Origin of the sequence: Shewanella inventionis, assembly GCF_014641855.1 — a bacterium.
Lineage (GTDB): Bacteria > Pseudomonadota > Gammaproteobacteria > Enterobacterales > Shewanellaceae > Shewanella > Shewanella inventionis.
On sequence record NZ_BMII01000022.1, the window covers coordinates 44,804 to 58,346 of the forward strand.

A 13,543-nucleotide genomic window follows, 5' to 3' on the forward strand; every position below is an offset into this window, starting at 1 on the left:
TATGTGTATTTAGTGGTGAGAGCAGAGTTGAGCACCTAAGAGTAGAGTCGTGTTAATGGCTCTACTCATGAGTGGTCATTGAATTAATGACATTTTTTGATGACTGAATAAGGGTTATTCCGATTCATCTGTGTCAGATGCGTCATCTTCAACGTCATCAAATTCAATTTCAATTTTAGCACTTGCTGGGGCATGAATTGTGCCTACTACAGCATAAAAGGGTTTTCCTTTTGCTAAACGACAGTATTTAACCCACAATAATTCCATTGTGGTCGAGGCGGGTAAAATACCTTGAGCCACTTTTACAAATTGGTCTTCGTCGACATTGCAGGGTAATTGTTTTCCGTCAGCTAAATCTTTCATTGCTTGACCATGTTGTTCAAGCAAGTCAGCTTCCTTACTGGTAAAATCACCGCAACGCTTAAATCCTTTGGGAAAATTCGCGTCATCATAGAAGCGTTTAGTAGAGCGGAAACTGTCACTTGACCCATTGGTGTGAGCTTCAATACCTTGTTTAGCATTGACAAATGATTGCTGAGACATAGCTAATACCTTCTAGATTATGAGATATAAAGATTTTCAACTGGAGTATTGGCTAGTATTATCATTTTTAAAATCAAAATATTTTGTCCTTAACGGTAAAGAATTTTTATGGATACAGATTTATTAAAAACCTTCTTAGAGGTTTCTCGTACACGTCATTTTGGTAAGGCGGCTGAAAATCTTTACCTAACCCGCAGCGCAGTGAGTTTTAGGATTAAGCAGCTAGAAGGTATTCTCGGGGTCGAGTTATTTGAGCGTTTACGCAATAATATTCAGCCAACACCGGCAGGTGAGCGAATGCTTGGTCATGCAGAGGCTGTATTAAATGCGTGGGAAAGGGCAAAACAAGATATTATTTTAAATCAACAGCATAGTATTCAATTGACGGTATCTGCAGGCCCGAATATTTGGGAAGCTTATTTGCAGCCCTACTTGCAACCATTGCATATGGAGCTAGATGGAGTGTCATTACGAACCGATGTGTTGTCGGCATCGGTTATGACTCGACAATTAATAGAACGTAGCCTTGATATCGCGATAAGTTTTGACCCACCCAAACTCGATAAACTTGAACTGGTTAAATTAGCGCAAGTTAACTTGGTGTTGGTTGCCGATCAGCACAACCTTAACCTCGCGCAAACCTCATCAATACCATATATCAAGGTTGACTGGGGGACGGCATTTAATATTACCCATGCACAAGAATTTACCATGTTGCCGTTACCGGTATTGCATACCAGTTCGGCAAGAATGGCATTGGATTTTATATTAAATAATGGGGGGTGTGCTTTTTTACCTGAAGTGCTCGTGAAGCCATATTTAACCAATAACACCTTGTTTATGGTAAAAGGAGCAAACAACATTACACGTAATGTGTATGCCGCGTATTGGCCAGAAAATGAACGACTAGTTTATATTGAAAAAACGATTGCCATTTTAGCTCAAACCTTAAGTCATGAGACTGTTTAGGGTCTGTTTATCTTTGTTTATATTTTATGTTGAGAGATAAAAATGGTTTTGGTAGGCAGATAATTGCGGCCATAGTTGCCTTAGGTCGAGATTACTTAACGCACCATAGAGTCATGTTAGCCTCAGAGCGATGGGTTGCGGCTGTTTTTTAGCCGCACGGCCATCAATTTACTGATCCTACGGGCTAAACGGCATTCTGTTACGCTTGTCTGACAGATAAATACGCCCTAATGTGGTGAATGATGTTGTGAGTAAGTGCTTTTGCTTCATTAATGTCTGACAACCCGCCATAGGCACTTACACCAAACGTTTAATCATATACCGCTATCCCCTAAACCTATAGGCGTTAAATCAGCGGTATTAATATCATTGCCCAGGTGATTGCACACAGCGCTAAACTGATAAACACAGCCGCTGAGGCAATGTCTTTGGCTTGCCCACTTAATGGATGAATTTCATCGCCAACCCGGTCAACAACGGCTTCAATGGCTGAATTGATCAATTCGACAATTAAGACAATCATCAATGTCATCATCATTAATATACGCTCTGCCATACTCACATCAATGATAAGTGCGATTGGCAGCATCAATAGGGCTAATATTGCTTCTTGCCTAAAGGCTGTTTCGTTTTTCCATGCCGCTAATAAGCCTTTAATTGAAAACCCAGTAGCTCTAAAAACGCGCTTAAGACCATGATTATTTGTTGGTTTCATTATATTTATCTTTTGGTTATCTCTGGCTCAATTGTAACATCGTTGCGCTATGGAAACAGTTAATTTAGCGAAATATGGATATCTATCTGAGTTGTACTAGGCTTTACTTTTTTACAATAGTTTCGCCATTGGCAAGGATTGCTTATGTTACGCAAAGTGTGTTTTATGCTGTTAGCACTATTACAGATGACTAGCCTTTACAGTTATAGTGACGTGTTGCCCAAACCCGATATTCAACTTGCCAGCCATTATGATGCCAATCTTGAGGTGAGCGATTATCTGGTCAGTGAAAAGCTTGATGGCGTGCGCGGTTACTGGACAGGAAAACAAATGTTAACCAGAAGTGGCCGAGATATTGCCTTACCAATATCATTCATAAAAGGGTTTCCTGATTATCCTGTTGAGGGAGAGCTGTGGCTCGGCAGAGGGCAGTTTGAACAAATATCCGCATTAGTCAGACGTGAGCAGACACTCGAGCAAGAATGGCAATCTGTCAGGTTTATGATATTTGATTTGCCAGAGCATCCGGGTACATTTGAGCAAAGATACATTGCGATGCAAAAGTTAGTAAAACACGTTGACTCTAAGCATTTACAAGCCATTAGTCAGTTATCAATTTCAGATAATACGGCACTTTTTAATCAGCTCGATAGGGTTGTTGATGAGGGCGGTGAAGGCTTAATGTTGCATTATCGGCAGGCCTTTTATCAAGTTGGTCGCAGTCAATTTATCGTAAAACTCAAACCTAAATATGACGCCGAAGCGGTTGTGATTGGGTATACCGAAGGTAAAGGTAAGTACCTTGGGCTGTTGGGTGCATTAACCGTTAAAACCCCAGATGGTGTTGTATTTAATATTGGCAGCGGATTAACTGACAAGCAGCGAAAAGTGCCTCCCGCCATTGGGGCGACGATTACGTACCAATATTCAGGGTTTACTCAAAAAGGAACGCCAAGGTTTGCGACATTTTTACGAGAGCGTCCAGCTCAATAAACGTTAGCGAGATGACAGCACATTATGTGTTAGTCGGTTTACTTTATCTTTTGATAGTATGATTATACCAAATACAAATATCTGGTTGAATTTATGAACAATAAACACCGTTTAGCAGATGTGTCGTCTGTTTTATTTGTCTGTATGGGGAATATTTGTCGCTCTCCGACCGCAGAGGCCGTTTTTAAACAGCAAGTAAAATTACATGGTTTATCATTAAAGATTGATTCGGCAGGGACCATAGCATACCACCAGGGCAACGAGCCAGATAGTCGCAGTATGGCTGCTGGGCGCAAACGTGGTTTAGATTTTAGTGGAATGAGAGCAAGGCAAATTACCGAGCGTGATTTTACCGAGTTTGATTTGATACTGGCTGCCGATAATGCCAATTTACACGATTTGTACGCGCGCTGCCCTAAGCAATATCAGCATAAGCTTAATTTAATGCTAGTGTTTGCCGGTGATGAAAATAGTGAAGTGCCCGATCCTTACTATGGTGGCAATGATGGCTTTGAATTAGTGATTGATTTACTTGAAAACAGTTTAGCTAAATTAGCTAAGCAAATTGCAGAGGCTAAAAAGGGGTAAATGATTACCCCTTTTTTAATGTTCTAGCGGTCGTTAAAGGTTAATCGTTATGTCGTTTACCTGAACGCTTTAACTTTTCTTGTTCAATCTTCTGTTGTTTTAATGCTTCTTTTTCTGCTAATAGTCGCGCCACTTCCAGTTTTTCTGCTTCGGCCATTTCAGGTGTTTCTAGGCTTAATAGTCCGATGCGTCCAGAGCGGTAATCGTGTAAAAGCAGTTCTGACACTTTATGATAATCAATACGACCACCAGGGCGAAGTGCACCACGAGAGCCTGCGATGGCTTCAAGTAAACCAATATCTGTCTCTGGCAATGAACTGAGTTTGTACCGCTCTAGCATGGCTTCAGGATAAGCCTTTAAAAAATATTCAGCGGCAAACATGGCGACATCTTCATATTCCATTGCCGTGTCTTTAATAGCACCAGTAACCGCTAGGCGATAACTGCTCGCTTCGTTGTCGACTTTTGGCCATAAAATGCCCGGGGTGTCTGAAAGCACAATACCGTTACGTAAATTAATCCGTTGCTGTGTTTTAGTAACAGCAGGCTCGTTGCCGGTTTTGGCAATGGTGCGCCCTGCAAGGGTGTTGATGATGGTTGATTTACCCACGTTTGGGATCCCCATAATCATGGTACGGATGTCTTTTTCTATCACATCACGATGTGGCACCAGTTTACGGCAAATATCAGGAATATTTTTGACCATGCCCGGCTGTAAAGTCGTAATTGCTGAAGCCTTAACCCCTTGTTCACGTTCAAGGTATTCAATCCATCGCTCTGTCACGGCTGGATCGGCTAAATCAGATTTATTGAGCAGTTTAATACAGGGTTTATCGCCACGAAGTTGTGACACCATTGGGTTTTCACTGCTGTAGGGAATGCGAGCATCGAGCACTTCAATAACAAGATCGACCTGAGGCATTGCCTCTTCGATCTCTTTGCGTGCTTTGTGCATGTGTCCTGGATACCACTGAATTGCCATGATGTTGCCTTATAACCGAATGCCTGCTCAAGTAAATAAAATCAATATTTACCGAGAAATGTAAAAGCCATATTGTACCTTGTTAGCTCAGTAAAAACATAAAAAAAGCGCCCGGAGGCGCTTAGTCTTGGTACTTTTGAAATGCGATACGTTTAAATAACACCTAACTCACGTAGCCTTTCCATCAAGTAGCTGTCTGCGGTATAACGCTCAGACAAGACTACCTCTGGATTTGGGTGTAAAAATAATGGCAAAGAAATACGCGACTTAGTTTTGTCGGTACCCTCTGGATTAATTACCCGATGGGAAGTTGAAGGGAAATAGCCCCCTGAAGCTTCTTGGAGCATGTCACCAATATTAATAATGATGCTGCCAAAATCACTTGGTACATCAATCCATTCACCCGTTTTGGCCTTTACTTGTAATCCAGGTTCATTGGCTGCAGGCAATAAGGTGATTAAATTAATGTCTTCGTGAGCGGCTGCGCGGATTGCGCCTAGCTCTTCGTCGCCCTTCATTGGAGGGTAATGTAAAATACGTAATAATGTTTTTTGACTTGCTGCAATCATATCAGGGAGCGGAATTGAATACTTTGCAGCAACTTCTGGCGGAGTGTGTTTTTCTATCCACCCCAATAGCTCTGATGCTAAGGCGTTGGCATGATCATAGTAAGCGAGGATGTTGGCTCTAAGTGAGTCAGGAATGCGCCCCCAAGGATACACATGATAATATTCTTTGATATCTTTGACTGTGTTGCCTTTAGCGGTTTCTGATATTGAAGCCGGGAAAAATCCATCGTGTGTTTCTGGTTTAAACAAAAAGTCATGTTTTTCATCTGACAAGAAGAACTCGTACCATTCTTTGTAAATGTCTTCGACCAGTTGTTTTTGGATTGGATGGTTTGATAATACCCCAAATCCAGTTTCTCGAAGTGACTCGACAAATCGTGCAGCACTATCTGGTGCTAAATAATCAATTGTATTAAGTTTCATTATATATTTCTTATTAGTGTGTTGACCCACGCTAATGTTAACCTTAGTCACACTTTGTCGCAATTCTTTGCTCGTTTTCACATGTAATTGGTTGAACCGATATTCGTTCATCTGCGTAATGTTTGTGGGGCGGCAATTAATGAGAGCTTTCAATGAATAAATTAACTGAATTTGAAAAATACGTTATTGAGCAAAAAGGCACCGAACGTCCTTTTAGTGGTGAGTATGTCGATCATAATGCTCAAGGTATTTATTGTTGTAAAAAATGTGAAGCTCCCTTATATAAAAGTGAGCACAAGTTTAATGCGCATTGTGGTTGGCCCGCCTTTGACGATGAGATAGCGGGGGCGGTTGATCGCACAATGGATGCAGATGGCCGCCGAGTTGAAATCACCTGCCATCAATGTGGTGGCCACCTTGGGCATGTATTTGAAGGTGAGAGGCTAACGGACAAAAATATCCGTCACTGTGTTAACTCTGTATCTATGGTGTTTAAACCCGTGAATGAGTTAAATCAAGTTGCTACCTCTACCACCGAAAAAGCCACTTTCGGGGCTGGGTGTTTCTGGTGTGTAGAAGCTATTTTTGCTCAACTAAACGGTGTATTGAGTGTTCAGTCTGGGTATTGTGGTGGTGATGCCAGAGATGCTAATTACGATGCGGTATGTTCTGGTAAAACGGCTCATGCTGAGGTGGTGCATATCACATTTGACCCAAATATCATCAGTTACGAGACATTATTAACGGTACTGTTTGAAAGTCACGATCCGACCACATTAAACCAGCAAGGTAACGACAAAGGTCCACAATATCGTTCTGTGATTTTTGCTCATAATAGCCAGCAAGTCGATGCAGCAAATGCGTTTATTGAACACTTAACAGCACAGCAAATCTGGCCAAATCCCATCGTGACACAAATAAGTGCTTTTGATACGTTTTATGCCGCTGAAAGCTATCATGATGATTACTTTGCTAAACACGGTGAGCAACCTTATTGTCAGTTAGTGGTAAAACCTAAGTTTAACAAAGTGATGGCAAAGTTTGCCGAAATACGTAAGCGTTAATCTGTTGGTATAAGGAAAATATTAGCGATATCAGCCTCGTTAATGAGCAATAAAAAAGCCATGCTAAATTAGCATGGCTTTTATGTTTGCGTCATTAGACGTCTTTTTGACTACTTACCTGGACGCGCCATACCTGATGATGCGCTGTTAGCTATCACTGATTTTGGTGCGCTGTTTTCAGTTTGTGTGTCATAAGCTTTGCCTTGTGGCACTGCTTTTTGTTCACGAACACCAACAGTAGGTTTGGTCATATCAGATGACACCATCGAACCAAAACGACTGGCTTTTGCTGGCGCTTTAGGTGCAGTTTCAACAACTGCTATGGTGTCTGCTTGAACTTCAACCTGAGTTTCAGCGGCCGTTTCTACTTTCGCTTGACGTACAACTGGTGCAGGCTTTGCCATTGGCGCAGAAGCATTTAACGTTGACTTGTCATTAGTGACAGGTGCAACTGGCTCAACTGCTTTAGGCGCTTGAGGGGCAGCTTCTACAACTGGCTCAACTGCTTTAGGCGCTTGAGGGGCAGCTTCTGCAACTGGCTCAACTGCTTTAGTAGGCGCTTGAGGAGCAGCTTCTGCAACTGGCTCAACTGCTTTAGGCGCTTGAGGGGTAGCTTCTACAACTGGCTCAGCTGCTTTAGGCGCTTGAGGGGCTGCTTCTACAACTGGCTCAGCTGCTTTAGGCGCTTGAGGGGCAGCTTCTGCAACTGGCTCAGCTGCTTTAGGTGCTTGAGGGGCAGCTTCTGCAACTGGCTCAGCTGCTTTAGGCGCTTGAGGGGCAGCTTCTGCAACTGGCTCAACTGCTTTAGGCGCTTGAGGGGCCGCTTCTACAACCGGCTCAGCCGCTTTAGGCGCTTCAACTGCTGGCGTGTTAGTTTCGGCCGAGTCAGCTTTTACTGTAGCGGTATCTTCAGTTGAAGAGGTTGCTCCCGTTTGTTTAGATTGCTCAGCATTTAATTGCTTTTCTAACTCATCAACAGAGGTAAATACTGCTTGTTGGTTAGTGTCTGTATCATCACGACGACGACGCTGACCTGCGGCTCTTAGGTGGCGAGGGCTACGACGGCTACGACGTTGACCTTCACGTCCTTCAACTTTAGTATCTTCAGCCGTTTCTGAATCAACGTCATCAGATGCATCACTATTTGAAGCATGTTGTGCTGCTACAGAGGCCTCATTGATGTTCACGTCATTGGTAGCGACAGTGGTTTTTTCAACATTATCGCTATTGGTTTGCGCTTTGACATCTGTTGCATCTGTTTTATTGCCGTTGTTAGCGGTTTGAGATACAGGTTCTACTGGTGCGTTATCAGCATTTTCTGAAACGGTAGTTGTCTCGTTTTTAGCTTGTGCCTCAGTTGATTGCTCACTTCTGTCTTTACGTGGCTGGCGACGGCTGCGCGGTGCTTTGGCTTCAGATTTTGCTTCAGTTGCTTTTGGCTCCGTTGTTTTGACCTCAGGCACGTCCACAACTGCAGGTTTATCTGTTGCAGTGTTATTAGCTGTGTCTGCATCAGTCGCTTTTGCTGCAACGGCTTCGCTTTGTTCGTTTTCGATACGCACTTTACGACGCATATTACGGCGCTGACGACGTTCGCGAGCAGCTTCTTGCTTAGGCGACTTCTCCGTGTTTGTTTTGACTTCTGCCGCTTTGGGTTCATTAACCTGTTGCAGTGCTTTGTCTGTTCTTTCAGTACGCGGCTTGTTCTTAGCGTTGTCGTCTTGAGCGTTATTTTTGCTATTACGATCATTACGCTTATTACGAGTACGAGGCTCGTTGGTGTTTTTTGCATTGTCGCCGTCATTACGCTGACGACGGTTGTCGTTGCGGCTTGTATTGCGATTGCTATTTTCGTTGCGGTTGTCATTGCGACGAGGGCGACGATTATTGTTTTGTGCTGAATCTGTTGTTTGTGTAGCTGTTTTAGTGTCTTTGTTTTGGCTATCGCTAGTTGAAAACAGTGCGCTAATGGCTGACACAATACGAGCAAAAAAGCCTGGTTGCGATGGTGCAGATGCAACAGGTGTTTTAGTTGCTTGCGCTTGAGCTGGTGCAGCTTCAACAGTGGCTGATTTTTGTGGGGCGGCAAACCCTTTTAAAGCAGGCTCTGGTGATGCAGCTCGCTCAAGTTTACGTGGCTCGTATAGTTTTGATGCTGGCTTCTCAACGCGTTTATAGCTTGATTCGCTCACTTCATCATCGCTCTTACGACGAACGACGCGATATTCTGGTGTCTTCATGTGAGCATCTGGGATGACATACACTTCAACTTCATGACGTTCTTCTGTGATACGAATTGCTTTGCGCTTTTCGTTCAATAAGAATGCTGCCACATCAACCGGCACAATGGCTTCGATTTGCGTGGTATTTTCTTTAATGGCTTCTTCTTCCATTAAACGTAAAATAGACAGTGCAAGTGATTCAGTACTGCGAATAGTACCTTGTCCATGACAACGAGGGCATAGATGTGCTGCTGACTCTTCAAGCGAAGGGCGCAAACGTTGACGTGACATTTCCATTAAGCCAAAACGAGAAATGCGGCCTAACTGAACACGTGCGCGGTCATGGTGAACGGCATCACGTAAACGGTTTTCAACTTCACGCTGATGGCGCACAGGTGTCATATCGATAAAGTCGATAACCACTAAACCACCTAGGTCACGAAGACGTAATTGACGTGCAATTTCGTCTGCGGCTTCAAGGTTAGTGTTTAGTGCAGTTTCTTCAATATCGCCGCCTTTAGTCGCGCGAGCAGAGTTGATATCGATAGACGTTAATGCTTCTGTAGGATCGATAACAATTGAACCGCCTGATGGTAAACGCACTTCACGTTGGAATGCAGATTCAATTTGAGACTCTATTTGGAAGTGAGTAAACAATGGCACTTCAGATTCATATAGCTTAACGCGCTCAACAAAATCAGGGCGAACTAGGCCAATGTGTAGTTTAGCTTCTTCAAAAATGCGTGGATGGTCGATAAGGATTTCACCGACATCGCGACGTAAATAGTCACGAATAGCACGTACGATCACGTTACTTTCTTGATGAATTAAGAATGGTGCTGCTTTGCTTTGAGCGGCTTCTTGAATGGCATCCCAGTGGTGTTGTAGAACTTTTAAGTCCCATTTTAATTCGGTAGACTCTTTACCTACACCCGCCGTACGTACAATTAAGCCCATGCCATTTGGCACTTCAAGCTCACTCATGGCTTCTTTTAGTTCAGTACGCTCATCGCCTTCAATACGACGCGAAATACCGCCAGCGCGTGGATTATTTGGCATTAATACAAGGTAAGAGCCGGCTAAACTGATGAAGGTAGTAAGTGCTGCACCTTTATTGCCACGCTCTTCTTTATCAATTTGAACGATGACTTCTTGGCCTTCTTGCACCACTTCTTTGATGTTTGGACGACCTTGGAAAGAGTATCCTTTAGGAAAGTACTCGCGTGCGATTTCTTTTAGCGGTAAAAAACCATGGCGATCAGCGCCATAGTCAACAAATGCCGCTTCAAGTGAAGGTTCTACGCGGGTGATTTTACCCTTGTAGATATTTGATTTTTTTTGTTCGTGACCTGGACTTTCAATATCGAGATCATACAGTTGTTGCCCATCTACAAGGGCAACACGCAACTCTTCTGATTGAGTTGCATTGATTAACATACGTTTCATGATGACGTGATTCTTCTAAATGAGGTCATCAAACAACACGATTTTCTGCATTACGGGCCTGAATTAATCGGTATAACCTCACGGTTAGTTTCAGGCAATTAGGTGCTCATTTCTGTAAAACGCAGTCGCTGCGTGTCGCATCCTATTTATGGCTTATTTTCTAATATTTACAAAAACAAGGAATTCGTTGACTTACAACCAACCCCATAAATTATGGTATTTAATCCGTTAATGCCCAAGTCGAATCGGTTTGTTTGATAACAAGCTAAAATTTTGTTCGAATTTGGGGCGATTTACTGCAGTTAAATTGAAATTTTTACTGAATACTTACGGTTTGATTGTCGAAACGTTTTTTGTCGTTTTTTATTTATATACAACCTGCAAATCAATGGTTTGCTACCGATAAAGCTCATTTTCTTAATTACAGTTTTTCGCATTTGGTGAAAGTTGTGAACACTTTATCCACTGTTTACTCTCAGCCAGAGCGCAAATATAGCAACAAACACTATGTTCATCAATCAAAAGCCCATATTCTTTCGTGTATTTATTTCAAGTCGCCCATGTCACCAATGGTCATAGCCAATCATTTGCAAGATAAGGTACACTATTGCGGTTACTACTATATGGCGCATCATGAATACTGAAACTACCCCCCAAGTTGAATACGTGAGTATCGACGAAGATAATGTTGAACAACGGATCGATAATTTTCTGCTGACTAAGCTAAAAGGCGTGCCCAAAAGCATGATCTATCGGATTGTGCGAAAGGGAGAGGTGCGTGTAAATAAAAAGCGCATTAAACCAGAATACAAATTGCAGATGGGTGATGTTGTGCGTGTGCCCCCCGTGCGAGTGGCTGAAAAAGATAATCGTACCGCGCCGTCTGCTAATTTATCTCGAGTGTCACAATTAGAAGAGCGGATTATTCATGAGGATAATCATTTAATCGTGTTGAATAAACCTGCTGGTATTGCTGTGCACGGTGGCAGTGGTGTGGATTATGGCGTGATCGAAGGATTACGGTCTTTGCGTCCGCAACAAAAATTTTTAGAGCTGGTACATCGCTTAGATAAAGACACATCAGGTGTGTTGTTGGTTGCTAAAAAGCGCAGTGCATTAAAACATTTACATGAACAGCTTCGCAGCAAAACCATGCAAAAAGATTATTTAGCCCTTGTGCGTGGTGAATGGCAAGCAAGTGATAAAGTGGTAAAAGCGCCGTTATTAAAGATTACCTTAAAGTCTGGCGAGCGAATTGTTCGGGTAAACAAAGAAGGTAAAGAGTCTGAAACCCGATACAAAATTATGCAGCGTTACCAGGGATGTACGTTGGTAAAAGCCAGCCCTGTAACAGGACGCACTCACCAAATTCGTGTGCATTGCCAATATGCTGGCCATGCGATTGCCTGCGATGATAAGTATAGCGAACAGCAATTTGATGACAGCATGCGTGCATTAGGACTAGACAGGTTATTTTTACATGCGGCAGAGCTTAAGTTTACGCATCCTGAAAACAATGAAGTGATGCAGGTTAAAGCACCGTTAGACGAAGTGTTAGTTAATACATTAGATAGGCTTAAAAGAGCGTAGATTAACGTAATCGCAAACATGTTAACCTGAAGTTGCCGTGGATTGACTAAAATAGGGCGTGATGTTGAACAGTAAAGAGAAAGCATTTGATTTAATCATTTTTGATTGGGATGGTACTTTGATGGACACGGTCGGTAAAATTGTGTCTTGTATGCAAAGTGTTGCCCAAGAGCTTATGTTGCCAGTACCTACAGAGCAACAAGTTCGAGATGTTATTGGTTTATCTTTGCCAAACATTATGCCTATTTTATTTTCACAGCATCACGATCATCAACAAATTATCGATTGTTATCGACGTCATCATTTAGCGAGCGATTATCCTACTCCGTTATTTGACGGTGTTGAAGAGTTAATAAAGCAACTGCATGAGGCCGGATATTTATTGGCCATTGCTACCGGCAAAGCAAGAGAAGGGCTTGATAGAGTGCTTGAGCTGACTGGGCTGGGCCAATACTTTCATGCATCTCGGTGTGCCAGTGATGCGCAAAGTAAACCGCATCCAGAAATGCTACATGCATTATTGGGCTATTTTGATGTTGCGGCTAATAAAGCCATTATGGTTGGTGATTCAATTCATGATTTAACCATGGCCAACAACGCAAAAATGGCCAGTATTGGCGTGAGCTATGGCGCTCATGATGAAGTCACGTTATCACCGCTTAAGCCTCTTGCTATTGTTGACCGAGTTTCTGCTATTCGTGATTATTTGTAATCAAGTGTTTTGCCTTCACAGAAGAGCGTGAAGGCTTTTAGTGACATTAATGCTTAGCTTAATACGTCCATACCGTGCATCTGCAGTAATTCAATCAATTTAATCAGTGGTAACCCAATTAATGTATTGGGGTCGTTACCTTCTAGGCGGCTAAATAGCGCAATACCCAGGCCTTCGCTTTTAAAACTTCCAGCACAATTTAATGGCTGTTCAGTGTCGATATAATACTGGATTTGTGCTTGCGATAATGGTTTAAAATGAACGATGAAAGGCTCCACACAAGACAGCATCTGTTCGGTTGTACTGTTGTAAACCGCAAGGCCTGTATAAAAAGTGATTGACTGACCAGACGCCGCTGTGAGCTGTGCAACGGCGTTATCAACAGTGTGAGGTTTACCGATAATCTGCCCGTTAATAACGGCAACTTGATCAGAGCCGATGATCAATTGAGGTGTATCAGTGTTAACGGCTAGTTGAGCACCTGCCTTTGCTTTTTGTTCAGCTAAACGTTGCACTAGTGCCGTGGAGGTTTCATTGATTTGCGCTGTTTCATCAATATCTGGACTAACGCAGTCAAAAGGGCACATTAATTTTTGCATTAATTGCTGTCGAAAAGGCGAGGTGGACGCGAGTATAAGATTGTATTTCATTGCGTTTATTTAATTTCACTGTGTGATATGAGCCATTATCTGTCAGTTTACTGTAATCAGTGGACCAAATGGAGCAT

12 protein-coding genes are annotated in these 13,543 nt (G+C 42.7%); 6 read left to right on the forward strand and 6 right to left on the reverse strand.

What is annotated here, in order from left to right; translation table 11 throughout:
• Nucleotides 1-114 precede the first annotated feature (114 nt).
• Nucleotides 115-543: a MaoP family protein gene (locus tag IEW93_RS13705; protein WP_188739870.1), complete on the reverse strand. Its 429-nt coding sequence runs from the start codon at nucleotides 541-543 to the stop codon at nucleotides 115-117.
• 108 nt (nucleotides 544-651) lie between these two features.
• Between IEW93_RS13705 and hdfR the strand changes: the two genes are divergently transcribed.
• The gene (hdfR, locus tag IEW93_RS13710) at nucleotides 652-1,512 is read left to right on the forward strand and encodes an HTH-type transcriptional regulator HdfR (protein WP_188739871.1); all 861 of its coding nucleotides are present in this window, start codon (nucleotides 652-654) and stop codon (nucleotides 1,510-1,512) included.
• A gap of 346 nt (nucleotides 1,513-1,858) precedes the next feature.
• Here hdfR and IEW93_RS13715 read toward each other — a convergent pair whose 3' ends face one another.
• Entirely contained in the window at nucleotides 1,859-2,227 is a 369-nt protein-coding gene (locus tag IEW93_RS13715) for a diacylglycerol kinase (protein ID WP_188739872.1), read from the reverse strand.
• Between the two features lie 144 nt (nucleotides 2,228-2,371).
• Between IEW93_RS13715 and IEW93_RS13720 the strand changes: the two genes are divergently transcribed.
• Both IEW93_RS13720 and IEW93_RS13725 read left to right on the forward strand, forming a co-directional pair.
• Nucleotides 2,372-3,220, forward strand: coding sequence for a DNA ligase (locus IEW93_RS13720; protein ID WP_223418002.1), 849 nt, complete (start codon nucleotides 2,372-2,374; stop codon nucleotides 3,218-3,220).
• Between the two features lie 93 nt (nucleotides 3,221-3,313).
• Nucleotides 3,314-3,808: a low molecular weight protein-tyrosine-phosphatase gene (locus IEW93_RS13725; protein ID WP_188739873.1), complete on the forward strand. Its 495-nt coding sequence runs from the start codon at nucleotides 3,314-3,316 to the stop codon at nucleotides 3,806-3,808.
• 40 nt (nucleotides 3,809-3,848) lie between these two features.
• On the opposite strand, the gene ylqF is transcribed toward IEW93_RS13725, so the two are convergent.
• Together ylqF and IEW93_RS13735 are read right to left on the reverse strand one after the other, a co-directional pair.
• On the reverse strand, nucleotides 3,849-4,790 hold the full coding sequence (gene ylqF, locus IEW93_RS13730; RefSeq protein ID WP_188739874.1) for a ribosome biogenesis GTPase YlqF: 942 nt from the start codon (nucleotides 4,788-4,790) through the stop codon (nucleotides 3,849-3,851).
• A 152-nt stretch (nucleotides 4,791-4,942) separates the two neighbouring features.
• Complete coding sequence (locus IEW93_RS13735) at nucleotides 4,943-5,782, reverse strand: isopenicillin N synthase family dioxygenase (RefSeq protein WP_188739875.1); 840 nt, start codon at nucleotides 5,780-5,782, stop codon at nucleotides 4,943-4,945.
• A gap of 152 nt (nucleotides 5,783-5,934) precedes the next feature.
• Between IEW93_RS13735 and IEW93_RS13740 the strand changes: the two genes are divergently transcribed.
• Entirely contained in the window at nucleotides 5,935-6,846 is a 912-nt protein-coding gene (locus IEW93_RS13740) for a bifunctional methionine sulfoxide reductase B/A protein (RefSeq protein WP_188739876.1), read from the forward strand.
• A 110-nt stretch (nucleotides 6,847-6,956) separates the two neighbouring features.
• On the opposite strand, the gene rne is transcribed toward IEW93_RS13740, so the two are convergent.
• Complete coding sequence (gene rne / locus IEW93_RS13745; RefSeq protein ID WP_188739877.1) at nucleotides 6,957-10,514, reverse strand: ribonuclease E; 3,558 nt, start codon at nucleotides 10,512-10,514, stop codon at nucleotides 6,957-6,959.
• A gap of 633 nt (nucleotides 10,515-11,147) precedes the next feature.
• Here rne and rluC point away from each other — a divergent pair.
• Nucleotides 11,148-12,104 carry a 23S rRNA pseudouridine(955/2504/2580) synthase RluC gene (gene rluC, locus IEW93_RS13750; RefSeq protein ID WP_188739878.1) on the forward strand — a complete coding sequence of 319 codons (957 nt, stop codon included), beginning with the start codon at nucleotides 11,148-11,150 and terminating at the stop codon, nucleotides 12,102-12,104.
• Between the two features lie 61 nt (nucleotides 12,105-12,165).
• Nucleotides 12,166-12,816 (forward strand): HAD-IA family hydrolase, encoded by a 651-nt coding sequence (locus IEW93_RS13755; protein ID WP_188739879.1) that lies wholly within the window; start codon nucleotides 12,166-12,168, stop codon nucleotides 12,814-12,816.
• Nucleotides 12,817-12,869: 53 nt separating this feature from the next.
• Here IEW93_RS13755 and IEW93_RS13760 read toward each other — a convergent pair whose 3' ends face one another.
• Nucleotides 12,870-13,466 carry a Maf family protein gene (locus tag IEW93_RS13760; RefSeq protein ID WP_188739880.1) on the reverse strand — a complete coding sequence of 199 codons (597 nt, stop codon included), beginning with the start codon at nucleotides 13,464-13,466 and terminating at the stop codon, nucleotides 12,870-12,872.
• Nucleotides 13,467-13,543 lie beyond the last annotated feature (77 nt).